This is a genomic window from Neptuniibacter marinus (genome assembly GCF_965223595.1).
GTDB classification, from domain to species: domain Bacteria; phylum Pseudomonadota; class Gammaproteobacteria; order Pseudomonadales; family Balneatricaceae; genus Neptuniibacter; species Neptuniibacter marinus.
Window position 1 is genome coordinate 908,071 of record NZ_OZ245004.1, and the last position, 23,602, is coordinate 931,672.

The 23,602-nt window shown below is 42.8% G+C and carries 18 protein-coding genes; 11 read left to right on the forward strand and 7 right to left on the reverse strand.

Annotation, left to right across the window (positions count from 1 at the left end; genetic code table 11):
- Positions 1 to 89 precede the first annotated feature (89 nt).
- The 3 genes from ACOQOE_RS04205 to ACOQOE_RS04215 all read right to left on the reverse strand — a co-directional run bounded on the left by ACOQOE_RS04205 (position 90) and on the right by ACOQOE_RS04215 (position 4,123).
- Positions 90 to 917 (reverse strand): calcium-binding protein, encoded by an 828-nt coding sequence (locus ACOQOE_RS04205; RefSeq protein WP_420554962.1) that lies wholly within the window; start codon positions 915 to 917, stop codon positions 90 to 92.
- A 629-nt stretch (positions 918 to 1,546) separates the two neighbouring features.
- Positions 1,547 to 2,344 carry a 3'(2'),5'-bisphosphate nucleotidase CysQ gene (cysQ, locus tag ACOQOE_RS04210; RefSeq protein ID WP_420554963.1) on the reverse strand — a complete coding sequence of 266 codons (798 nt, stop codon included), beginning with the start codon at positions 2,342 to 2,344 and terminating at the stop codon, positions 1,547 to 1,549.
- Between the two features lie 12 nt (positions 2,345 to 2,356).
- A complete protein-coding gene (locus tag ACOQOE_RS04215) occupies positions 2,357 to 4,123 on the reverse strand; it encodes an SLC13 family permease (protein WP_420554964.1) in 1,767 nt (588 codons plus the stop codon).
- Positions 4,124 to 5,074: 951 nt separating this feature from the next.
- On the opposite strand from ACOQOE_RS04215, the gene cysD reads away from it, so the two are divergent.
- The 6 genes from cysD (at position 5,075) to ACOQOE_RS04245 (ending at position 13,360) form a co-directional block, all read left to right on the forward strand.
- Entirely contained in the window at positions 5,075 to 5,974 is a 900-nt protein-coding gene (gene cysD / locus ACOQOE_RS04220) for a sulfate adenylyltransferase subunit CysD (protein ID WP_067869462.1), read from the forward strand.
- Positions 5,974 to 7,878 carry a sulfate adenylyltransferase subunit CysN gene (cysN, locus tag ACOQOE_RS04225; RefSeq protein ID WP_420554965.1) on the forward strand — a complete coding sequence of 635 codons (1,905 nt, stop codon included), beginning with the start codon at positions 5,974 to 5,976 and terminating at the stop codon, positions 7,876 to 7,878. Before cysD ends, cysN begins: the two co-directional genes overlap by 1 nt.
- A 148-nt stretch (positions 7,879 to 8,026) precedes the next feature.
- A complete protein-coding gene (gene galE / locus ACOQOE_RS04230; RefSeq protein ID WP_420554966.1) occupies positions 8,027 to 9,037 on the forward strand; it encodes a UDP-glucose 4-epimerase GalE in 1,011 nt (336 codons plus the stop codon).
- A gap of 193 nt (positions 9,038 to 9,230) precedes the next feature.
- The gene (locus tag ACOQOE_RS04235) at positions 9,231 to 10,631 is read left to right on the forward strand and encodes a mannose-1-phosphate guanylyltransferase/mannose-6-phosphate isomerase (protein ID WP_420554967.1); all 1,401 of its coding nucleotides are present in this window, start codon (positions 9,231 to 9,233) and stop codon (positions 10,629 to 10,631) included.
- Between the two features lie 335 nt (positions 10,632 to 10,966).
- Positions 10,967 to 12,325 carry an MBL fold metallo-hydrolase RNA specificity domain-containing protein gene (locus ACOQOE_RS04240; protein WP_420554968.1) on the forward strand — a complete coding sequence of 453 codons (1,359 nt, stop codon included), beginning with the start codon at positions 10,967 to 10,969 and terminating at the stop codon, positions 12,323 to 12,325.
- Between the two features lie 414 nt (positions 12,326 to 12,739).
- Positions 12,740 to 13,360: an SH3 domain-containing protein gene (locus tag ACOQOE_RS04245; RefSeq protein WP_420554969.1), complete on the forward strand. Its 621-nt coding sequence runs from the start codon at positions 12,740 to 12,742 to the stop codon at positions 13,358 to 13,360.
- A gap of 51 nt (positions 13,361 to 13,411) precedes the next feature.
- Here the strand turns inward: ACOQOE_RS04245 and ACOQOE_RS04250 are convergent, their stop codons facing one another.
- The 4 genes from ACOQOE_RS04250 to galU form a co-directional block, all read right to left on the reverse strand.
- Positions 13,412 to 13,792 carry a hypothetical protein gene (locus ACOQOE_RS04250; protein WP_067869676.1) on the reverse strand — a complete coding sequence of 127 codons (381 nt, stop codon included), beginning with the start codon at positions 13,790 to 13,792 and terminating at the stop codon, positions 13,412 to 13,414.
- A gap of 89 nt (positions 13,793 to 13,881) precedes the next feature.
- Positions 13,882 to 15,150 carry a nucleotide sugar dehydrogenase gene (locus ACOQOE_RS04255; RefSeq protein WP_067869673.1) on the reverse strand — a complete coding sequence of 423 codons (1,269 nt, stop codon included), beginning with the start codon at positions 15,148 to 15,150 and terminating at the stop codon, positions 13,882 to 13,884.
- A gap of 1 nt (position 15,151) precedes the next feature.
- On the reverse strand, positions 15,152 to 16,786 hold the full coding sequence (gene pgi / locus ACOQOE_RS04260) for a glucose-6-phosphate isomerase (RefSeq protein WP_067869670.1): 1,635 nt from the start codon (positions 16,784 to 16,786) through the stop codon (positions 15,152 to 15,154).
- 175 nt (positions 16,787 to 16,961) lie between these two features.
- Positions 16,962 to 17,852, reverse strand: a complete 891-nt coding sequence (gene galU / locus ACOQOE_RS04265) for a UTP--glucose-1-phosphate uridylyltransferase GalU (protein ID WP_420554970.1) — start codon at positions 17,850 to 17,852, stop codon at positions 16,962 to 16,964.
- Between the two features lie 208 nt (positions 17,853 to 18,060).
- On the opposite strand from galU, the gene ACOQOE_RS04270 reads away from it, so the two are divergent.
- The 5 genes from ACOQOE_RS04270 (at position 18,061) to ACOQOE_RS04290 (ending at position 23,582) form a co-directional block, all read left to right on the forward strand.
- On the forward strand, positions 18,061 to 19,257 hold the full coding sequence (locus ACOQOE_RS04270) for an outer membrane beta-barrel protein (RefSeq protein ID WP_067869665.1): 1,197 nt from the start codon (positions 18,061 to 18,063) through the stop codon (positions 19,255 to 19,257).
- A 75-nt stretch (positions 19,258 to 19,332) separates the two neighbouring features.
- Positions 19,333 to 19,890, forward strand: coding sequence for a polysaccharide biosynthesis/export family protein (locus tag ACOQOE_RS04275; RefSeq protein WP_067869661.1), 558 nt, complete (start codon positions 19,333 to 19,335; stop codon positions 19,888 to 19,890).
- A 27-nt stretch (positions 19,891 to 19,917) separates the two neighbouring features.
- The gene (locus ACOQOE_RS04280) at positions 19,918 to 22,137 is read left to right on the forward strand and encodes a GumC family protein (protein WP_067869658.1); all 2,220 of its coding nucleotides are present in this window, start codon (positions 19,918 to 19,920) and stop codon (positions 22,135 to 22,137) included.
- The gene (locus ACOQOE_RS04285; RefSeq protein WP_420554971.1) at positions 22,134 to 22,853 is read left to right on the forward strand and encodes a tyrosine-protein phosphatase; all 720 of its coding nucleotides are present in this window, start codon (positions 22,134 to 22,136) and stop codon (positions 22,851 to 22,853) included. Before ACOQOE_RS04280 ends, ACOQOE_RS04285 begins: the two co-directional genes overlap by 4 nt.
- Positions 22,854 to 23,582: a hypothetical protein gene (locus ACOQOE_RS04290; protein ID WP_067869653.1), complete on the forward strand. Its 729-nt coding sequence runs from the start codon at positions 22,854 to 22,856 to the stop codon at positions 23,580 to 23,582.
- Positions 23,583 to 23,602 lie beyond the last annotated feature (20 nt).

A 23,602-nucleotide genomic window follows, 5' to 3' on the forward strand; every position in this document is an offset into this window, starting at 1 on the left:
GGGAATTTTATAATTTATAGGTGCATAAAAGAATATAAAGCCCTTAGGGTTTGAGCCCTAAGGGTTTATTTATTGATAGTTTATAAAAATTAAACTACATCAATATCAGTGCTTAGATCTTCGCCATCACGGCTATCAAAGATCTCATCTAGACCAAGATCTGTGATGATCTCTACAGAATCACCATTAGCTTTAGTGAATGTGTAAGCATAAAGGTCAACCGCTTGAGTAATGCCTAGCATTTCTAGGTATTCAGCTTCTGCTGTTGCATCTAAATCAACAGTAGTGGTGGTAAGTTCACCATTGTCACGCCATTGGCCATAACCTTCAAGAGTAATAGAATCAATACCTACTGCAATAAAAGTATTATCTGTATCAGGTGTGGTTCCATCGCCATCATCTTGTGATTGCGCAAGAATATTGCCTAGGCTAAGTGTTGCATTAACCTCATCTCCACGGCCTTGGCCATCGCCTACAATTGCTTCTATACCGCGAATGCTTCCGTCTGTGAAGTCGACATCTACAACACCATCAGTATCGGTGAATGTCAGAGTATCAAAGCCCTGACCACCGCTTATAAGTACGTCGTCTTCATCAGCGATTAACGTGTCATTGCCTCGTCCACCGGCAAGAGTATCAGCGCCCAAACCACCAGTAACAACGTCATCACCAAAGCCGCCTCTTACTATGTCATCGCCAGTTCGGCCGTTTAAAATATCGTCACCAGCGCCGCCAAGAACGGTATCGTTACCGCCGCCACCTTCGATGTTATCTTCACCACTGCCGCCGTGGAGTGTGTCGTCACCATTGCCGCCATGAATATAGTCATCGCCAGCTAGGCTGATTACAGTATCGTCTACTGACGTGCCTGTAAAACTATCATCACCAAAAGTTAACGTTGTTTGCAGTGTAGTCATGATTTCATCCTAAAATTATTTAATAAGTTATAGCTAAGCTTTAACTGATTACTACAAGTTTGCTGTTTAATACTTTGAAAATTAAGTATTAAGTTGACATCCTTTTATTCGGTCTCATCGCTTAACTTCAGTCAGGCCTATTATATAGATAAAATTTTATCTATCTATCTTTTTGTGTGATTTTTATTCAATTAAATTGAGTTATTTTTTGTTTTTATTTAAACAATCGTTTGTTTTTATTTTTTATTTTTTGAATAAATATTTGTTTAGCTAAGGTTAAGGTTTGTTTTTAAATGGTTTTTTTTCTTGGGATGTTTTTTCTTATTTCGCAAAATATTTCCTTTTATTTTTTGAGGTTTTTATTTGGATGAACCTTTATTTAAAGTTCATGTTTTTAGTTGTGTACGTGATTTGTTTATATGAAATGTATAAGGGGTTGGTTTGGAGAATATGCTTATAGGTGAGTTGTATGTGGGGGCTAGCCTTTATGTCCAGAACGGGTGCTTGGTCGAAAGCGTTAAGGTTTGAATTAGGTTTGGTGCGTAATTCTTCGCTCTGGCACCCGTTCCGAGCATAAAGTTGAGCTCCTACAGGTGTGTGTAGGAGGTCTGCCTTTGTTTGGTGGTCGCTTAGGCCCAGAATTTACTGACTGCTGGGCAGACAATGAAGTGTGGGTTTAGCAGTGTGTCTTTACGGCTGTTGTAGATAAGTGGCTTCATGTCTTCTGCACTAAGAACTTGGCCTCCAGCAGCTAGAACCACCGCATGAGCGGCTGCTGTATCCCATTCGCTAGTTAAACCAAGGCGTGGATATAGGTCAGCTTTGCCTTCGGCCACTAAGCATAGTTTAAGTGAGCTACCCATTGCGATGATATCCGCTTCGGGTAGCTTTTCCATAAACTGTTTAAACTCTTCAGATTGGTGTGAACGGCTGCCCACAACTTTCCAGCCGGTGTTAACGGTTGGAACTTTAGCAACACTGATAGCTGTTGGTTGTTGGTCGCCTTCTTGTTTGAATGCACCTTCGCCTTTTGCTCCCCAGTAAAGTACATCTATGGCAGGGGCGTAAACGACACCGAAGACTGGTTCACCATTTTCTATAAGGGCGACATTGATGGTAAATTCGCCATTTTTCTTGATGAACTCTTTAGTGCCATCTAAAGGGTCGATAAGCCAATAAGTTGTCCAGCTGAAGCGATCCTGTTTCTCTTCCTCATTGGATTCTTCAGATAAGACGGGGGTATTAGGTGTTAGGGCGTTTAGGCCTTTAACAAGGAGGGTGTGAGCGGCTAGGTCTGCTTCAGTTAATGGGCTGCTATCGGATTTATCGTATATAGCAAAATCTTTATCATAAATGTCCATTACCGCTTGGCCCGCTTTGCGGGATAGTTCGTTGATCGGTTTGGAATAAGTCTCTAGGTTGTTCATAGCTCTTCCTTGTTAAAAATGCCAAATAAGAGGGATTAAGCTGATCGAGCAGGCGGCAGTGATCAGGCTCATGGGTAGCCCAATCTTCATATAGTCTCGACTGTGGTACCCGCCTGGGCCCATCACCATTAAATTAGTTTGGTAGCCTAAAGGTGTTATAAAACTGGCGGATGCGGCAAACATCACGGCAATGACAAAAGGCAGGTAATTAACGTCCATTTTATCTGCTACCGCGATGGCTATAGGGAACATTAAAATTGCAGCTGCATTATTAGTGATCATTTCTGTAAATGCGACAGTTAGTAAATAGACGATACCTAGCATAACCCAAGGGGACCAGTCGGAGCTTAAGAATAGCTGGTTGGCTATAGCTTCTGCCGCGCCGGTTTTTGTCATAGCGGTTCCTAGTGAAAAGGATGCTGCGATCACGGTTATTACGGTGAGATCTACATTACGTCGGGCTTTAGCAACCGAGATACAGCGTGTCGCCAGCATTGCGCCTGCCGCTAACAGTGCTGATTCCAGTATGGTTAATAAGCTGGTAGCGCTGAGCATGATCATTAAAAATAAGATAGCCAGTGCTGTAGGTGCTTTATCGAATGCGGGTGGTGTTGAATCATTAATTGCGCTGACTAGTAAGAAGTCGCGTCGAGATCGATACTGACCGACAAAATCTTGGCTGGTTTCGAGCAGAAGAGTGTCACCCACTTGTAAACGGATATCACCAATTTTACCTACAATACGTTGTCCGTTTCGAGAGACTGAGATGATCGCTGCTTGGAAGCGTGTTCTGAAGCGGGAGTTCTTTATTGATTGATCAAGTCCTGTAAATTCCGGGCCAATTACGGCTTCGACTAAGCAGCGTTCATGGTGAGTGATTTGTAGTTTTTCTATATCTTTGCTGGCGGGGGTTAAGCCGCGGATCAGTCTGATCTCCCGTGCGCATTCTGGTGAGCCAACAAAGATAAGTCTGTCGTTAGCAACCAGTTCCCTGTCGGGTGATGCTGCTGTGATCATGCGTGATTGGCGATGGATCTCAATTAAATAGCCGTGGCTCAGGTTACGTAGGCCTGCTTCTTCTATTGTTTTGCCGACTAAAGGACCATTCTCATCAACAATGACATCAACGCTGTACTCGCGTGCTAAATCAAGCTGCTCTACCGCCCCTTGGCGATTAGGCAGCAGTTTGTCACCAAAGAAATAGAGAAACATACCGCCAATAATAACTAAAGGTAGACCTAGCCAAATCAAAGAGAACATGCTCAGTGACAGGCCTTGTGTAGATTGTAGTAGACCGTCGACTACAAGGTTGGTGCTGGTGCCTATTAAGGTGCAGGTGCCGCCGAGAATTGCTGCATAACTTAGGGGTAGTAGTAATTTAGAGGCCGGAATTTTTGTCCGTTTAGACCACTCTTGAATGGAGGGGATAAACATCGCAACAACAGCGGTGTTGTTCATGAAAGCGCTTAAAAAAGATGAAGGCAGAAATACTTTTAAGGTTGCTTGTTGTGTTGTCTTTGGGTTGCCGAGCAAGTGGCCTGCTATCCACTGAATCGCTCCAGTTTCTTTTAGTCCGGCGGAAACAACGTAGAGTGTCGCAATTGTCATTACACCCGGATTAGCAAAGCCATATAGCCCTTCTGATGGCGTCAGAATGCCGGAAATTACTAAAAAACCCAATGCTCCCATCAATATGACATCGGAAGCAATTTTTGTCGTTAGTAGTGTTAGCAGTACAGAAACGACGGTGGCAATGGTGAGATAGGCTTCATAATCCATTATGTTACAGCTCAAATATCCTACTGCGGATGTTAAAAAATAAATTAAGACAAATATTATTTAATAGTGTCTTGATAGCGTAACCTTTAAACCGTAGTATTACAACTGATTAAATGTTGAACTATTGCCATGGCTAGTCAAAAATCTAAACAGGAAACTGCTGATCAGCTTCGAACGAAAGCGGTTGTTATGCGGCTGCATAAAAAGACGTTGGAGCAGATTCGTGAAGTGACTGGGTTAAGCCACCCCACCATCATATCGGCTTATAAAAAGTTCATGAAAGGTGGTTGGAAGGCGTTAGTTTCTAAAAGCAGTGGCCGCCCTGCAGGGGCTAAAGGGTTAAAGCTACACAGTGCGGAAGAGGCGTTTACTCGGTTACTAAGTATAGAGTCGCCCCATGAGTTTTTTGAAGATGGTGCGTTTTGGAGCCCTGAGCATGTGCAGCGCTGGTTGAAGTCTGAGTTAGGTGAAGTACTCTCTATTAAGTCGGTGCAGCGCTATTTACAAGAATTAGGCTTGATTGATTCAGAAAAGTTTGAGGTGGCACGAGAAGAGGTGCTTAGTCAGTCGAAGCTGTCTAAATTACCTACAATTTATGTTTCAGGCTTAAGAGATATATCCTTTGCAGGGCAACGGTTTTATCAGTTCTATTTGACGGATTTGAGGAATAGCTCTCGTTGGATTCATTATAAAGAAAAGCCAACAATTTTAGAGCTGCTTAAATTTCTGGATTTGGTAATTGAAACAAGTTCGAACCCCGTGGTTTTGATATCACGTTATCCGCTGGTGGAACGATATTCAGAGTTTCAAAATTGGTGTGCTTTGCATGCTAAAAAGATTGAATTTATCGCTTATGAACAGGTGGTTCATCAGGCGAAAGGTAAAGATTTACAAATTACTACTGAGCAGAAGACTTCGTCTTCAAATAGGAAGGTATCTTCGGGAGATAATATGCCATTAACACATTTACAACGTCTGGAAGCGGAAAGTATCCAGATAATGAGGGAGGTTGTCGCAGAGACTGAAAATCCTGTGATGTTGTATTCCATCGGGAAGGATAGTGCGGTAATGCTGCATATTGCAATGAAGGCATTTTACCCTTCGTTACCCCCTTTTCCTCTACTGCATGTTGATACGCGGTGGAAGTTTCAAGAGATGTACGCTTTTAGGGATAAAATGGTTGAAGACCTAGGTCTTAAACTTATTACCCATATTAACCCTGAAGGAATTGAAAAGGGTATTAACCCTTTTACTCATGGCTCTGCGATTCATACAGATATCATGAAAACGGAAGGCTTAAAGCAGGCATTGAATGAATATGGTTTTGATGCTGCTTTTGGTGGTGCCCGCCGAGATGAAGAAAAATCGCGCGCTAAAGAGCGTATTTTTTCTTTCCGTAGTGCTGATCATCGCTGGGACCCTAAAAATCAGCGCCCAGAGCTTTGGAAGCAGTATAACGCTAGGAAGCATAAGGGTGAGTCGATCCGTGTCTTTCCGATCTCTAACTGGACCGAGCTAGATATTTGGCAGTATATCCATTTGGAGGGCATTCCTATTGTGCCGCTTTATTACTCCGCAGAGCGTCCTGTCGTTGAGCGTGATGGTTCTTTGATTATGGTTGATGATGATCGTATGCCTTTGAAAGAGGGTGAGATTCCAATGATGAAGCATGTTCGTTTTAGAACCTTAGGTTGTTATCCATTGACGGGTGCTGTGGAATCTAAGGCGACAACCTTGCCTGATATTATTCAGGAAATGCTTCTGACTAAAACGTCGGAGCGACAAGGCCGTGTAATCGATCACGATTCAGCCGCATCTATGGAGAAGAAGAAGCAGGAGGGGTACTTCTAATGGCTCATGTATCTGATTTAATTGAAAGTGATATCGCTCAGTATCTTAAAGACCATGAGCATAAAAGTTTATTGCGTTTCATTACTTGCGGTAGTGTTGATGATGGCAAAAGTACGCTGATTGGACGTTTGTTGTTCGAATCAAAAATGCTCTTTGAAGATCAGTTAGCTGCTGTAGAGTCTGATTCTAAGAAGTTTGGTACTCAAGGTGAATCGATAGATTTTGCGTTGCTGGTGGATGGTTTAGCTGCTGAACGTGAGCAAGGTATTACCATTGATGTTGCTTATCGTTTCTTCTCGACTGACCGCCGTAAATTTATCGTCGCGGATACACCGGGTCATGAGCAGTACACTCGTAATATGGTGACGGGAGCGTCAACAGCAGATGTTGCTATTTTGATGGTTGATGCGCGTAAAGGTATTTTGACGCAAACCCGTCGCCATAGCTTTTTGGTCTCTTTGATCGGCATTCGCCATATTGTTGTAGCCATCAATAAGATGGATTTGGTTGATTACTCTGAAGGTGTTTTTAATAACATCGTTGAAGAGTATCAGGCATTTGCCGCTGAAGTGGGGATCGAAAAAATAACCTTTATCCCTATGTCTGCTTTTAAAGGCGACAACGTCACTGAGTGCAGTGAAAGAATGCCATGGTATCGCGGCACTACGCTGATGGGCTATCTTGAAACCGTTGAGGTAGATGATGAGCGAGTACAACGTTTGCCGTTCCGTATGGCTGTGCAGTGGGTCAATCGTCCAAACTTAGATTTTCGTGGGTTCTCTGGTCTATTGGCTGGAGGTAAGATCCATCCTGGTGATAAAGTGCGAGTTTTACCTTCAGGTAAAGAAAGCACCGTTGCGCGTATAGTTACTATGGACGGTGATTTAGATGAGGCAGTGGCTGGTCAGTCGGTTACGTTGACGCTGGCTGATGAGATTGATGTGTCCCGTGGTGATCTGTTAGTTGAATCCTCTCAGCCTGCATCGGTTGCGAAGCAGTTTGAAACGACTGTTGTATGGATGCATGAGGAATCGCTTTTGCCGGGCCGTACTTATCTCATGAAAGTGGGTACACAGACGGTTTCTGCAACAATTACTGATATTAAATATCAAGTAAATGTGAATACACTTGAGCATACAGCGGCTAAAAGTTTAGAGCTTAATGGTATTGGTATCTGCTCGTTGAGCCTTGATCGCGATATTGCTTTTGATCCTTATAAAGAGAATCAGGACACAGGTAATTTCATTTTAATCGACAGGCTAACAAATAGTACTGTGGGTGCCGGCATGATCAACTTTGCGCTACGTCGTAGCCACAATATTACTATCCAGCATGTGGATGTTAATAAAGAGGGCCGTGGTAGTGCTAAGCATCAGAAGCCGTGTATTATTTGGTTAACTGGATTGTCAGGTGCCGGTAAGTCAACTATTGCAAACCTAGTTGAACAGAAACTGTTTGCGATGGGGCGTCATACTTACCTACTAGATGGTGATAATGTTCGTCATGGTTTAAACAAGGACTTGGGCTTTACTGATGGTGATCGCGTAGAAAATATTCGCCGTATTGCTGAGGTTGGAAAACTGATGCTGGATGCGGGTCTGATTGTTATCTCTGCGTTTATCTCGCCATTCCGTTCAGAGCGCCGTATGGCACGCGAGCTAGTGGAAGAGGGTGAATTTGTCGAAGTTTTTGTCAATACGCCCTTGGATGTTGCGGAAGATAGAGACGTGAAAGGTCTTTATAAGAAAGCTAGACGGGGTGAATTGAAGAACTTTACAGGTGTTGATTCACCTTATGAAGCACCAGAAAATCCAGAGTGTGACCTGCGCACAGCCGGTTATAGTGCTGATGAGTGTGCAGAGCAAGTTGTAGAGTACCTTCAGAAAAATGGCTACTTAGGTTAAGCCGCTTCGGATGTGTTTTGCCTCTCTCTTTAATGCGCGATGCTTATTGAGAGAGGTTTTAATGCTTGGTTTAAGGAAGGGGATTTTGATAATGCATTACAGTAAGGCGATGTTGTAGCCTTATTGGGTCGATTAAAGGGACGTTTAAGTGCTTTCTAAAACGATATTAGTGACAGGTGGAGCTGGTTCTCATGCCACTGTCCAGCTTTTGTCAGTAGGTTCAAACGTTGTGGTTTTGGACAACCTTTGTAACAGTAGTGATGAAGTGTTTAATCGTATCGAAACTATCACAGGTGTGCGCCCTGAGTTTATTGAGGGTGATATTAGAGATAGATCTTGTCTAGATAGGATTTTCTCAGAGTATGCAATTAGTGCCGTTATTCACTTTGCTGGCTTGAAAGCTGTAGGTGAAAGCACTCAAATCCCATTGGATTATTATCAGAATAATGTTTGTGGCACCTTAGTTCTTTGTGAGGCAATGGCTGCCGCGGGTGTGAAACAGCTTGTTTTTAGCTCATCGGCTACGGTTTATGGTGAAGATGCGCCTATCCCTTATGTTGAAACTATGCCGAGAGGTAAGACATCCAATCCTTATGGTACGTCTAAGGCGATGGTTGAGCAGATGTTAACTGATCTGTGCAAGTCAGATGAGGAATGGTCTGTTGCTTTGCTACGTTACTTTAACCCTATAGGTGCTCATCCTTCTGGATTGATTGGTGAAGATCCTAAAGGTATTCCTAATAATCTAATGCCATTTATTAGTCAGGTTGCTGTTGGTAAGCGGAAAGAGCTTTCCATCTTTGGCAGTGACTATCCTACGAATGATGGAACCTGTGAAAGGGATTATCTGCATGTGGTGGATCTTGCTGATGGGCATTTAGCTGCCTTGAGTTGCTTGGATTCAACGGGCGTGCATATTTTTAATCTAGGTACAGGTAAAGGTTTGTCTGTATTAGATATGGTTAATTCATTTGTGGATGTGACCGGTGTTGATATTCCTTATGTTTTTGCTGATAGGCGTGAAGGTGATTTACCTGCCTTTTGGGCGGATGCCAGTAAAGTAGAAAGCGAACTGGGTTGGAAGGCTAACCGTACATTAGATCAGATGATGGAAGATACCTGGCGTTGGCAGTCCAATAATCCGGATGGATATATGTGATATTCGCTCTGGTACCGCTTCCGAGCATATAAGGGTGAGCTCCTATAGACATGTATTTAGGAGGTTGGCCTCTGCTTGGAAGGGCTTATATCTATATGATCGTTTGATCTTCGTATCTTACGTGCTGTCTTTTTATCTGTTAATGTCCCCGCAATTTACGACAAATCAAGCATAAGTGATCTAGGGATACAGCATGATTCCTGTAATTCTGTCGGGAGGTTCAGGTTCGCGTTTGTGGCCTCTTTCTCGCACTCAATATCCTAAACAGTTTTTGCCTCTCAATAGTGATTTAACCATGCTGCAAGAAACGGTTGCGCGCTTGGGTGAAGTTGAGCATGTGAGTTTAGTTTGTAATGAAGAACATCGATTTCTAGCAGCTGAACAGATGCGAGTGATAAATCAATCGTGTTCGATATTTTTAGAACCTGTAGGTAGAAATACAGCCCCAGCTATTGCGCTGGCTGCTTTAGATGCGGTGAATAAAGGAAAAGGGTCAGAATGCTTGTTAATTCTGGCGGCGGATCATGTTATTGAGAATGAGGCTGCATTTCAAGCCGCTGTCTGTCAGGCAGAGCCGCTGGCTAGTGAAGGTATGCTAGTGACTTTTGGTATAGTGCCTCAGCATCCAGAAACCGGTTATGGTTATATTCAGGCGAGTAGTGAGTATGAAACATCATCCGCTTTTAATATTAAGCAATTTGTAGAAAAGCCTGATCTAGGTACGGCTAAAAGCTATTTGGATTCAGGTGATTTTTACTGGAATAGCGGCATGTTTATGTTTAGGGCGGATCGTTATATCGAAGAATTAGGGAAATATCGCCCTGATATTTTACAAGCATGTGAAAAGGCGATCTCTACTACAGCGCAAGATATGGATTTTATTAGAGTGAATGCTGAGGCGTTTAGTTTATGTCCTGATGAATCAGTCGATTATGCTGTTATGGAGAAGACTGAATCGGCTGTTGTAATCCCCCTTGATGCAGGCTGGAGTGATGTCGGTAGTTGGTCAGCGTTGTGGGATCTTAAAGATAAAGATTCTAAGGGTAATATTAGTGAAGGTGATGTTATCGCTTTGGAGACTAAAGATTCTCTAATTATGTCTAAAGATCGTCTGGTAACTACATTGGGTGTAAGCGATCTTATTGTTATCGACACACCTGATGCGTTGTTAGTTGCGGATAAAAAACGTATTCAAAATGTAAAGAAAATTGTTACTCAACTCAAAGATGCTGGCCGTAAGGAAGCATTTCAGCATCGTGAAGTCTATCGCCCTTGGGGTAAGTATGACTCTATCGATGTGGGCACTCGATATCAGGTTAAGCGTATAACGGTTAAACCGGGGGCTAAGCTTTCATTGCAGAAGCATCATCATCGTGCAGAGCACTGGATTGTTATTCAAGGCACTGCACGTGTTATGCGAGGCGATGAGGTTTTGGTTGTGACTGAAAACCAATCGACTTATATTCCTTTAGGTGAAGTGCATTGTTTGGAAAATCCAGGGGAAGTTGATTTAGAATTAATAGAGATCCAATCGGGGTCTTATCTTGGGGAGGATGATATTGTCCGCCTTGAAGATCGCTACGGAAGGGTTTAGGCGGGGTTTATCGTGTCTTCATTCGTTCCGAGCATAAAGGTGGTACGTAGGTTGTAGGAGGCCAGCCTCTGGCCGAAGGGGTTGGGGTTTTGATCGGGTTGGGAGCGTAATTCATTCGCTCACGGGGTGAGCTCCTACAAAAGGGTTTGTGGTTTGAATTAGGTTTAGGGTGTATTTCATTCGCCCGGGCACCCGTTCCGGGCAAAAAGGCCGGTCTCCTACAGAAAGGTTTGTGTTTTGATTGGGGTTGGGAGCGTAATTCTTCGCTCTGTCACCCGTTCCGAGTATAAAGGTGAGCCCCTACAGGTTAATATTACATAGAACAAGGAGGTTTTATGGCGAAGATTATTCATCATGGTGCAGTGTCGGGTGTAACAGGCTCCTGCCATCAGCTTTTTATTGATGACGCGTATTCGGTGCTTATCGATTGCGGTATGTTTCAAGGTGCGGAAGCGTCTCAGCTTGAGCAAGGTTCTCTTGCGATTGATTTTCCTCTTAATACTGTTGAAGCGTTGGTTGTGACTCATTGTCATATTGATCATGTGGGGCGCATACCTTATTTGCTGGCCGCAGGGTTTGATAAACCTATTTATGCAACAGGGGCTACTGCTCAGTTATTGCCGTTAGTGATAGAAGATGCAATTAAGGTGGGGATTAGCCGTGATCGAAATATAATTGATAAAGTGTTGGATCGTCTTCGTATGCTATTAAAGCCGTTTCCTTATGATCAGTGGTTTAAATTAGCAGAGAACTTGGCGGCTAAGTGTCGCTTTCGTATGGCAGGGCATATTTTGGGCTCTGCCTATGTGGAGTTTGAATTAGATCATGAACGGGTCATTTTTTCTGGTGATCTTGGTGCACCGTATTCACCTCTATTGTCGGCACCTAGAGCGCCTTATAAAGCGGATTGTTTAGTCATTGAGAGTACTTATGGTGATAAAAACCATGAGGGTAGGAAAGCTAGGCGTTCTGAGTTGAAGCGGGTTTTAGAGCGATGTTTATCTGATGCGGGGACGGTGTTGATTCCTGCATTTAGTATCGGGCGTACTCAAGAGTTACTCTATGAGATTGAAGAGATTATCCATCAGTCGGGCGCTGATTGGGCGGTCTTAGATGTGATAGTGGATTCGCCGTTAGCGGCGGAGTTTACTGAGCACTATAGGTCGTTGCGGAAGCTTTGGGATAAAGAGGCGCGGCGAAAGGTACAGAATGGACGACATCCTTTGGCGTTTGAGCAGTTGATTACGATTGATAGTCACGGGGATCACCAACGCTTGGTTAATCACCTTAAACAGACGGTCAGGCCAGCTATAGTGATTGCAGCAAGTGGCATGTGTGCGGGTGGGCGTATTGTGAATTACCTTAAAGCGCTGTTGGGCGATAAGAAGACAGATGTTTTGTTTGTAGGCTATCAGGCGCAAGGCACCCCAGGGAGAGATATTCAAACGTATGGATCAAGGGGTGGCTATGTTTACCTTGATGGGGAGAGGATCGATATTCGTGCAGGGGTGCATACTATTAGTGGCTATTCGGCCCATGCGGATCAAAAGGATTTAGTTAATTTTGTAAAAAGGATGCGTCATAAGCCTTCTGAGATAAGGATTATTCATGGGGATGATGAAGCGAAGCAAGCCTTGCGGATTAAGTTAAATGAGATTGTGCCAAATGCCAAAGTGTGGATTCCCCATGGGTAGGGGGTGAGCTCTTACAAGGGCTATATGTAGGAGGCTAGCGTCTGTAGAAATTGTGTTTTTCTGGAGAGTGTAGTCTTGAAAACTACATCGGCATCCTTGCCGACTCTGCATCATCCTAATGTTTAGGTACAGAGGCCCTCGTCCTGAGGGCTAAACATCATCCTTGATGTACTCTGTGGTGCTAGAGTAATTTTATTTTCCATTTGGGTATATAAGAAAAATTCCTAATTTTTAGTCGTGTTTTCAAGTGAAATTTTTAGCTGCTAAGTGGTGAGTATTTATTTTTACTAGGAGCTGGGCGTTAGTTGTGTTTTGATAAAAAGTATTTACTATTTTCTTTTAATTGATTGCTTGTATCCGAAGTAAAAAACTTACTACCATCCTAGCTTTACTGATGCTCAATAAGGTGTTGTTGTGAATAAATTGATTTGGTCTTTTTTGTTTGTGGTTTCCTGTCATGCATCGGCGGTTGACTATTATATGGTTACTAATGATTATGTGCGTGTTCGTGATAAGCCTAATTTACAAGGGCGTAGTTTGGTTATGCTGAATAAGGGCCATCTTGTTATTAAGCTGGGAGAGGAGGGTGAGTGGAGCAAAATTTATTTCCTTGGACGTGAGGAGGTTAATGGGCGAACGGAAGGCTGGATGAGCAGTCAGTTTTTGGCACCAGAAAACAGTGTTGTAAATAGTACTTTAAAAGAGGAGTTAATCCTTGCGGATAAAGGTGCCGCGTTGAGTTGTGAAAAAGTGATAGGGAATGAGTTTATTCAAGGGTGTGATCTTCAGCTTGAGTACGCTTTAGTGAAAGGGGTTGGATTAAAAAACATTAAAGTTAATTGTAGTGCTGAGTTGGTAGCGAAAACATTGAAGGGGGATTTAATTCCTGTACCTGTAAGTCAGACGTTGGACTATGTTGTTAGCTCGCCAGATGAACGCTTTTCGATGAATATTTTAATGAAGGCGGATCTTTCTTATCAGTTAACAGAAGTTAACTTGGAGGGGCATCGTTGTCGAGTGGTTGAGTCTTTGTAGCACTTAGTTTAGCGCTCCTTTTTATGTATAAATAGGCGTTTCAATAAGGTTTTATTGCTGATTTTTTAAGGCTTTGTGGAGAGTATAGGTAAGGATTAGTGCTATAAGAACGCCAATAGCATTTGCGTAAGCATCTTCTACAGAAAAGTGTCTCAAAGGTCTCCACTCTCCTTGAAGGTATTCTAATAGACCTGCTAACAAAAACCAGCTTCCCCAATAAGCTACCGCTGGGCTGTTATGAAGTGCTAGCCGGCCTAAAAATGAGACACCGCAGAAGGCAGCAAAATGACTGACCTTGTCTGAGTTCTCGAATAAATCATCCGGTGGTGTTGTCCGAAATAGGCCATAGAGTAAGCCTGTTAATGCGCAGAGAAACATAATCCAGATGGCTGTTTTGTATTTGTTTAATAAGGTTGGGTTTGTAATTTCCACGTAGTTGTCAAAAATCCAATACTATTGAGATGTTTTTATTGAGGCTTCATAAAGGCGCGGCTGGTTGAGCCGCGTCTTCATTAAGCTGTTTACCGTCCTACGCCGTAATAGGTAAAACCAAGGCTTTGTAAGATCTCTTTGTCAAAAATATTACGCCCATCAATAATGAGAGGGTGGCGCATTTTGCTTAGCATTTCATCATATTCAGGTGACCAGTATTCGGACCACTCTGTCAGTAAGAGTAGGCCGTCGCTGTTTTGGAGAGCTTGGTAACAGCAATCGACTACTTTTAGTTGTTCGTGGTTATTAAAGTACTGGACGATATTGCTACCCGCTTCTGGATCGTGAACCTGAATTTTGCAGCCTTGGGCTAATAAAGTCTCGATCACTTTTAGGCTGGGTGCATTATCAATACTAGCGGTGCCCGGTTTAAATGACAGACCCCAGATGGTCACAGTTTTATCTTTTAAATTACATTCGTAATGGCGCCAAAGCTTACGGAAAGGCTGCTCTTTCTGTTTCTCGTTTTCTGTGAGTACTGTATCGAGTAGTTTAGAGTTGCGGTTGACTTCCATTAACTCAGAAAGGCCTTCGATATACTGTTGGAAGTGCAGTCCGCCAAAACCACAGCCTGGGTGTAAGTAGTGTGGGCCTATGCGAGGATCGCTTATCATTCCTTCGCGGATGACTTCAATATCAACATCAAGATGATCTGCTAAGTTGGCTAGTTCATTAATGTAACTTAGTCGTAATGCGAGCATCCCTGTATTGGCGAATTTAGTAAATTCGGCCTCTTTAGGAGTCATGAGCATCCATTGCTTTAGTGATTGGCTAAATGGGCGCATAAGGGCTTTTATATTGAGCAAGGCCCAGTCATTACTACAGCCGACTATAATGGTTTCAGGGTTTTTGAAATTGTTAAGAGCTGAGCCTTCAGCGAGCATATCAGGTAGATAGGCAAGCGCTTGATTATAAGGCTCATATAGCAGCTCTTGTAGTTTGTCCGTGCTGCCGACACCAAAGTGGGATTGGTTGATGATTAATAAGTTGCTTGGGTGTTTAGCGGCCAGATCTTTAGCTAATTGAGCAGCGATCTCATATTCATCAGGGTTGAGAGAGATGATATGTGTTGCTGGCGTGAGGCCGTCGGCGGCTGTTACTGATTGTAAACGTCCAGAACAAATAGCTTCATCTATACAATGTTGAAGGCCCGGTTCGTTGCTGATTTTAAAGGCGATCTCGTTTTTGTTGCCTGCTTGGTCTAACCCAGTAACTATTTTTACATGGTTTCCGCTTTCTGCTAAAGCTGCCGCAGAAGTCCATGCTGGCAGCTCATTACCCCATATCGTGATTTTCATATTACTTATTCCTCATCGAGATATGTTGTAAGAGGCCTTGTGTCGATGAATCGAAATCCTCGATTGACGCGTTTGGTGATAAAGCATCCAATAAATTTGTGGCCACTTTTTTCCCTAGCTCTACGCCCCACTGATCAAAAGGGTTTATGTCCCAAATTACTGATTGAACAAACACTTTATGCTCATACATAGCAATGATTTGTCCGAATGTGTGGGGTGTGAGCTCATCAAGTAATAACGTTGTGCAGGGTTGATTGCCTTTGTAGCGTTTGTAAGCAGGTGCATTTTCTGCGCCCTTGATAACTGTATCGCCTAAGGCAAGTATGCGTGATTGTGCTAGGCAGTTGGCAAGATTTAGTTGGTGCTGATGCATTAATTCTGAGTTGTCAGTGTCGTGATAGCGTTTGGCTGCGACAATAAAATCACACATGACTGATTCTGTGCCTTGGTGCAGTAGTTGGTAGAATGCATGTTGTGCATTTGTACCTACTTCTCCCCATAAAATTGGGCAAGTGTTGTAGTTAGTTGTCTTGCCTTTTCGAGTAACTGATTTGCCGTTACTTTCCATCTCTAGCTGCTCTAAATAGGCAGGAAGGTGATTTAGTCGTCCATCATAAGGGAGTATTGCATGGGCATTAATGTTCAAAAAGTTAATGTTCCAAATACCCACCATTGCAATAAGTACAGGGAGGTTTTGTTCTAAAGGTACCTCTCTGAAATGAGTATCCATATTATGGGCACCTGCAAGTACCTCTCTGAACCCTTCCATACCTAGTTTTAATGCAATCGGTAGCCCGATGGTGGACCACATGGAGTAACGGCCTCCTGTCCAGTCCCAAAAGGCAAGCTGGTTTGATTTAGGGATTCCCCAGCTGAGCGCTTTATCAGGGCTAGCAGATACGCCAATAAAGTGTCGAGAGACTAAAACTTCTTCGCTGGCTGTATTGCCTGCTTGTTTAAGCCATTCTTTTGCGGTGTTTGCATTTGCCAATGTATCGATTGTTGTAAATGATTTTGAGGAGATGACAAAGAGTGTTCTGGCTGGATTTAAGTGGCTAAGTAAGTCTGCAAGTTGGCTGCCATCCATAGATGATACAAAGTGAACACTTAGATTTTGGGCTTCTTCTGGCTGATACTCAGCTAGAGCTTTGCAGGCCATTAGAGGGCCTAAATCTGAACCACCAACACCTATATTAACGACAGTGTTTATGGAGTGTCCTGTAAATCCTCGCCATTGACCTGAATGGATTTTGTCAACAATGGCTTCCATTCGTTCGAGGTTTTGGTGAACTTCTTCGATTATTTCGACGCCATCAACCTCTAAGGTTGTGCCTTTAGGTGTGCGCAGGGCCGTATGTAAGGCGGGACGATCTTCTGAATCATTGATGTGATCACCCTTGAAAAGTGATTCGATCCAGTTAGGCAGGTTGCGCTCTTTTGCGAGTTCAATTAATAAATTGAGTGTCTCGCCAGTGATTCGTTGTTTTGAAAGGTCCAGAAGCAGGTTGTCTTGTGTGAAGCCAAATTGAGTAAAACGATCAGGTGATTCACTAAATAAGGCGCTGATATGCGACTGTGACATGTAGTAAGCGTGGGACTGTAGGTCCACCCAAGCTGTCGTCTCTTTTGGTGACATATAGGTTCCTTTTTTATGCTTGGTACTTATTCAAAGCTTTATCTGTAGATTATACCCTACAGGTAAAGTATTCCTGAATAATGCAGCTCACTCTGTATTTGCCAGAAGGAGTGACTATTAATCATTATCCTTTAAAAGTATTGCCTATGGTTTAACGCTGAGTTGAATTAGTACGTTAAAGTGCTAATTCTTTAATAAAGCTTTTTAAACTATCTGCTGTTTCTGCGTTTTGTAGTCCATAGGTTACATTAGCTTGTAGATAACCGGCTTTATTGCCACAGTCATAGGTTTTTCCTTGCATGTGGAAAGCCTGTAGGGTGCCTTCATTTAAGAAGTCAGCCATCGCATCAGTTAGCTGTATCTCACCGCCAGCGCCAGGTTTTGTGTCTTTCAAGATTTCCATGATTCTAGCGGGTAAGATATAGCGACCGTTAATCGTGAGATTTGATGGTGCTTCTGCCCGGGGTGGTTTTTCTACCATCTTGACGATATCAGCTGCTTCCCCTGGTAGCACAGTGACGCCTGAGCAGTCGACGACGCCGTAGCGCTCTACATGCTCCATTGGAACAGGCTCAACCATAATTTGACCATGCTGGCTTTTTTCATAGGCTTTAACCATTGTTTGGAGATCGGTTTTATCCTGTCCATAGCAATTAATAAGCATGTCGGGTAATAGTACAGCAAAGTCGGAATTACCAATAATTGGGGCTGCGCATAGTACGGCATGACCTAGTCCTAGTGCTTTATTTTGTCGCACTGCGGTAATGGAGACGCTTGGGGGGATTATATCGCGAACTGAGGCTAGAATAGCGTCTTTACCTTTTCTTTCTAGTTCCGCTTCTAATTCATAATGGCAGTCAAAGTGATCTTCAATAGATGACTTTCCAGAGCGAGTAACCAATACAATGTCAGTAATGCCAGCTGCAATAGCTTCTTCTATAACGTATTGGATAACGGGCTTATCAACAACTGGCATCATCTCTTTTGGAATTGCTTTGCTGGCAGGTAGAACTCGCGTGCCTAATCCTGCTACGGGTATTACTGCTTTAGTTACTGTAACTGTCATCTTTAAAATCCCTATGTATAAAACTCACTGTAAACAGATAGTAGCATGCTTGTGTTACAGTATTTAAGTCGTAAATAGGGATGGATCCCTAAATAATATTGCGCTTGCGTAAAGGGTATTTATAGAAAAATATTGTGGTAGAATGGATTAAATTATCCTTTGTTGGATAGGAATGGTCGCGCTAATTTGATATTAGGGATGAAAAACTATGGCTTTTATGGAAAAAAACAACCTGTTTAATGCTTCAGTGCTTGTTCCAGCATTCTTTTTTACTGCTGCTGCTAATGCGTTAGAGCCGATGTCATACACTGATGGCCCTTTGCAGGTGATTCCTCAGGTATCTGCTCGTGTAGGGTATGATGACAATATCTTTGCATCTGAATCTAATGAGAAAAGCTCTACTAAAGTGATAGTTAGCCCTTCTGTGCAGTTAAAGGCGGAGCAGGGACTTAATGAATATAGTGTTAATTACGCGATAACACAGGGTACGTACCAAGATAGTAGTGCGGATAACTACACTGATCATCAGCTCAGTGGTCGAGCATTTTTTGATTTTAATATTCGTAACCGCCTTGAGTTGCTCGCGGGTTACCTTGATACCCATGAAGACCGTGGTAGTGGATTAAACCAAGGGCTGAATGCAACAATCAACGATGTACCTATTGAATACCATGTTAATAGCATGCAAGGCGCTTATGAATTTGGCGGTAAAGACGCCAAAGGGCGTATTAGGTTAGTTGCGGGTATTCAGGACCGTGAATACGATAATTTTCGTACGCAGACAGAAGTTAAAGACCGTCAGACCGTTAATACAAGTGTAACTTTTTATTATCGAGTGATGCCGAAAACGTCTCTTTTGTTTGAGGTGCGCAATAAAGATATCGATTATGATCTTTCGACGGTTTCTCTGGATAGTAGCGAGCTAAAATATCTCTTAGGTGCCACATGGGACGCAACAGCGAAGACATCAGGTACGGTTAAATTTGGCTATGCTGAAAAAGATTTCGATAGTGCTCTTCGTGAAGATGATGATGGCGTTAGCTGGGAATTGTCTATGCGATGGTCGCCTAAAAGCTATTCTGTTTTGGATATATCCACAGATAAAAAAGCTGAAGAGACCGATGGTACGGGTAACTACATTGATATGACAAGCCTAGATCTTCAGTGGACTCATGCATGGACTGATTTATGGCGTTCTCGAGTGTATTACGGTGCGTCTAATAGTGATTATGTTTCCTCTGCTAGAGAGGACGATCTGATCTCTTACGGCCTTGGTGTTGACTATGATGTTCGCCGTTGGCTGAATTTTGGTCTTGATTATGTTTACTCTGAACGTGATTCGAATCAGGCTAATTTGGATTATGAAAGAAATACAATTTTTCTGACAGTTCAAGGCTCCTTGTAGCATGTGAATTATGTAATAAATACATATGAGGTATTTATTACATAAAGGTAATTCTTTGAGTAGTGGATACATGCAATGATTGAACGAAAACTATTGTCGATTTTAAAGATACTAAGCTTGATGTTTTGCTTACTAGGCTCTGCTGTTTCATCGGCTGAGTCTGTAACGGGCCTGTCGGATTATCCTTTAGGATCGGGTGATTTGTTGAGTATTCAGGTTTTTGGTGAAGATGAGCTGAGTGTTGAGCTTCGATTGAGTGATGCAGGTACGATTTCTTATCCATTTTTAGGTGAGCTGAAAGTTAAAGGGCTGACTACTGGCGAGCTTGGCGAAGTTATTCGAGAGCAGCTGTCAGATGGGTATCTTGTGAACCCCAATGTGAATATTACTGTTTTAGAATATCGTCAGTTTTTTATCCATGGGCAGGTAGTAAAGCCTGGCGGTTATCCTTATCAGCCAGGATTGACGCTGCAAAAGGCTGTTGCTTTAGCTGAAGGTTTTACTGAAAGAGCATCTTCAAGCAAGTTCTTTATTGTTCGAGATGGTGCGAGTCAGCGTGAAAGTGAAGCTGCTAATTTGCAAACTACGATTTATCCTGGCGATATTATTAATATCGAAGAAAGTTTCTTTTAATCTTATTATTTCAAATGGATTTGCTGCATGACGAATGATAATCAACCTTTTCAAGTGGAACGTTTGATGAGCGAAGAGGTTATAGATCTTAGGCAGTATTGGCGAACCTTGATGCGCTATAAATGGGGAATCTTCGGTTTTTCTGTAATTATTACGGTCTTGGCTGTATTACTTGTTTTTTCCATGAAGCCAGTTTACCGGGCTACGGCGACCTTGCTGATTGAAAGTCAGCAAGCAAATGTAGTATCCATTGAAGAAGTTTATGGGTTGGATAAAAGTAATAACGAGTATTTGTTAACTCAGTTTGAAATTATTAAGTCGAGGCGTTTGTCGGAAAAGGTGGTTAATAAGCTATCTTTGCAAACGCATCCCGAATTTAATCAAGAGCCTCTATTTACTTTCAATTGGCGTGAGATGTTGCCTTTTGAACTTCCTAATAAAAGTGGTGATGTTGTAGTTTCTGAAGAGGCTGCTAAGCGTGCTGCGTTGAATAAATTTATTAATGGCTTTAGTTCACGTTTGACTATCACGCCGATTCGTAAAACTCAGTTAGTGACGATTACTTTTGAGGCAAGTGACCCTCAATTAGCAGCTCAAGTGGCTAATGCTATAGGTCAGGCTTACATAGAGGGTAACTTAGAAGCGAAGTTGGAAGTTACTATGCAAGCCTCATCTTGGTTGAGCGAGCGCTTGGGTGGGCTTAAGGCTGATGTTAAGGCGGCAGAAAAGAAACTCCAAGAGTTTTTGGATGCTGAAAACTTGGTTGGTGAGAAAGGTGGAACAACGATTGCCAACAAAGAACTTGAGCTTATTTCCTCTAAGCATATTGAGGCTAAGCGCGATCGGTTAAATTTAGAGAGTCGCTATAAGCAAATCCAAGCTGCTAATGGGTCTATAAGGAAATATGAACTGATACCGGGTGTTCTACAGGATAGGACTGTTCAAGAGTTTAAACGCAAGTTATTGGATGTTGAGCTGAAACGCTCGGAGTTGGCAAAACGTTATGGAGCTAAACATCCGAGTATGCAGGCTGTGCAGTCCGAAGTGGATAATGCGCGAAACTCGCTTAATAGTCAGATTCGCAGTGTAATTAATGGGATTAAAAGTGATTATAGCGCTGCCTTGGCGAGTGAGAAATCCCTTGAGGATGCCTTAACTAAAACGCGTGTAGGTTTACAGGATTTAGGACGTAAAGAGTATAAGCGCAAAGAATTAGAAAATGAGGCTGAATCTAAACGAGCGGTCTACGATACTTTTTTGCAGCGCTTTAATGAGACAAACGCAACGGGTGATTTGAACTCGGCTAATGCTCGTGTTATTGATCCCGCTGTTATTCCTGCCCAACCAGCCAAGCCTAAAAAGAAGCTAATTGTTATCGCAGTGTTTGTCGCAAGTTTGATGTTTGGTGTCGTTTTTGCCTTCTTGCTTGAGGCATTAAATAATACTATACAGACCGCAAGAGATGTGGAAAGTAAACTGGCGGCGACCTTGTTGGGTATTTTGCCTTTATTAAAGCAAAATAAAAATAATCCTAATCCGTCTTATAGTGAGTTTTTTGAGAATAATCATTCGTCATTTGCTGAATCTGTTCGAACGATTCGCACGGGAATCGTGCTCTCTGCTTTAGATAACCCCCATAAGGTACTGGCAGTGACATCCACAATGCCAGATGAAGGTAAAACCTCGGTTGCGGTGAATATAGCTTTTGCGCTTGGTCAAATGGAGAAGGTTTTATTGATTGGGGCTGATATGCGCCGTCCAGCGTTTAATAAAGCGTTGGGGATTGATCGGCATGCTATTGGCTTGTCTAATTTTGTGGCGGGTACTGCGAAACTAGAAGAGTGTATACAGCGTTATGAAAAAGGCGGTATTGATGTGTTGCCAGCGGGTACCATCCCTCCAAATCCACTAGAGTTACTCTCCTCTAAACGCTTTGCTAAAGCACTACAGCTGCTTGAAGAAAGATATGATCGCATTGTTATTGATACAGCCCCTTCTCAATCAGTGAGTGATGCTATGGTGATTTCTCCGTTAGTAGGTGGGCTGATCTATGTTGTTAAAGCTGATTCTACGACTTATCAGCAAGCTAAAGCCGGCATTAAACGCCTTAAAGATGTACACGCGCCGTTGATTGGTGTTGTATTGAATCAGGTGAATACTAAAAAAGCATCCAAGTATGATGGGGACGACTACGGTGGCTACTATGATACTTATGGTTATACCGAGGATAGTAAGAATCTTGCATGATTGATCTACATTGCCACTTATTGCCAGGCATTGATGACGGAGCCTCTTCTATGGAAGAGGCTCTTTCGCTTGCGCGTATAGCTGCTGATGATGGGATTACTCATATGGTGGTCACGCCGCATGTCCACCCTGGACGCTATAACAATAATGTACAGTCAATTAGGCCAGTCTTTGAACGATTTCAAACTGCTCTGACTGAAAATGATATAAACCTTAGAGTGAAGGCGGCAGGAGAGGTTCGTTTATCTGTTGAGGTGCTAACGATGTTTGCTGCCGACCAATTGCCCTTTTTGGGTGAGTGGGATGGTAAAAAAGTAATGCTTCTTGAGCTTCCACACAGTCATGTGCCACCGGGAAGCGATAAGTTAGTTAAATGGTTGCTGGATCGTGGTGTATTGCCCATGATCGCGCACCCAGAGCGGAATAAAGGCCTTATGGCTGATATTACGAAATTGACTCCCTTTGTTGAACTCGGCTGTTTGTTTCAGTTAACAGCTATGTCTGTCTCAGGTGGGTTTGGTGCAGAAGCTAAACGATTGTCTGATCAGATGTTGTCAAGTGGTTGGGTGACCGTTATTGCTTCCGATGGTCATAACTGTGACCGTCGGCCGCCTGCACTTTCTGCTGGGGTTAGTGCCGCGGCTGAAATCATAGGTGATGCTGAGGCTAGACGATTAGTTTGGGGTAACCCAGCAAAAATTATAGGGGCATATTAAATGATTGATGGTTCGGTAAATCAGCCAAATGAAACATCTATCGCATCCCGTTTTATTGGTCGCCCTTTTGTTATGAAGTTGTTTTTATCCTCTCTGATTCTTGTTTGTTTGGTGGGTGTTTATAGTGTTTTTTCCTGGGCTATGGGTGACCTGTATGGTTATAAAGTACGTTATGCACTAGAGCGTTGGCAAGACACGTCAGTATTGCCACAACTGCAAGAGGTTTCTGATGTTTTGGCCGATTCCAATAGAGCGCTAAGTTGGGAGGCCCGTAATCCTGAGTATGTAGAGTTGAAGGGGCGTGTTCTCTATTATCGCGCGCTTGCTTTGGGGTTAGATGATCAGGGGCTTGTAGATATTTCTCGTGCTAAGACTCTTCATCAGCAAGCGTTAGAGTTAAGACCGCGTTGGCCATACAGTTGGGCTAATTTAGTGTTGATGAAGTCTTATTTGAAAGAGTTTGATGAGGAGTACCACCAAGCGTTGATCAATTCCCTTAAATTTGGTCCTTGGGAAAAGTCGGTTCATTTAACCTTATCCCATGCTGCTGCCCTTTCTTGGCGGGCTTTGTCTTTAGAGCAGAAGCGTTTATTTGCGAAAAATATTGAGCGAGGCATAGTCCGTAATATGCCAGAGATTCGCTCTATTTTGTCAGTGTATAATAGAAAATCCTCTATTTGTGCTTATTTGAAGCGTGATCCTATACAAAATAAGCTCTGTTCTGCTTAAGTTTTATGTTGTTTTTCTGG

Excerpts from the sequence above, each read along its gene's own strand:
- cysD (WP_067869462.1), top strand. The coding sequence starts at position 5,075 with ATGCCATTAACACATTTACAACGTCTGGAAGCGGAAAGTATCCAGATA.
- ACOQOE_RS04285 (WP_420554971.1), top strand. The coding sequence starts at position 22,134 with ATGATTGATCTACATTGCCACTTATTGCCAGGCATTGATGACGGAGCC.
- cysQ (WP_420554963.1), bottom strand. The coding sequence starts at position 2,344 with ATGAACAACCTAGAGACTTATTCCAAACCGATCAACGAACTATCCCGC.
- ACOQOE_RS04255 (WP_067869673.1), bottom strand. The coding sequence starts at position 15,150 with ATGAAAATCACGATATGGGGTAATGAGCTGCCAGCATGGACTTCTGCG.
- galU (WP_420554970.1), bottom strand. The coding sequence starts at position 17,852 with ATGACAGTTACAGTAACTAAAGCAGTAATACCCGTAGCAGGATTAGGC.
- ACOQOE_RS04270 (WP_067869665.1), top strand. The coding sequence starts at position 18,061 with ATGGCTTTTATGGAAAAAAACAACCTGTTTAATGCTTCAGTGCTTGTT.
- ACOQOE_RS04290 (WP_067869653.1), top strand. The coding sequence starts at position 22,854 with ATGATTGATGGTTCGGTAAATCAGCCAAATGAAACATCTATCGCATCC.
- ACOQOE_RS04235 (WP_420554967.1), top strand. The coding sequence starts at position 9,231 with ATGATTCCTGTAATTCTGTCGGGAGGTTCAGGTTCGCGTTTGTGGCCT.
- ACOQOE_RS04205 (WP_420554962.1), bottom strand. The coding sequence starts at position 917 with ATGACTACACTGCAAACAACGTTAACTTTTGGTGATGATAGTTTTACA.
- pgi (WP_067869670.1), bottom strand. The coding sequence starts at position 16,786 with ATGTCACCAAAAGAGACGACAGCTTGGGTGGACCTACAGTCCCACGCT.
- ACOQOE_RS04240 (WP_420554968.1), top strand. The coding sequence starts at position 10,967 with ATGGCGAAGATTATTCATCATGGTGCAGTGTCGGGTGTAACAGGCTCC.
- ACOQOE_RS04275 (WP_067869661.1), top strand. The coding sequence starts at position 19,333 with ATGATTGAACGAAAACTATTGTCGATTTTAAAGATACTAAGCTTGATG.
- ACOQOE_RS04215 (WP_420554964.1), bottom strand. The coding sequence starts at position 4,123 with ATGGATTATGAAGCCTATCTCACCATTGCCACCGTCGTTTCTGTACTG.
- cysN (WP_420554965.1), top strand. The coding sequence starts at position 5,974 with ATGGCTCATGTATCTGATTTAATTGAAAGTGATATCGCTCAGTATCTT.
- ACOQOE_RS04280 (WP_067869658.1), top strand. The coding sequence starts at position 19,918 with ATGACGAATGATAATCAACCTTTTCAAGTGGAACGTTTGATGAGCGAA.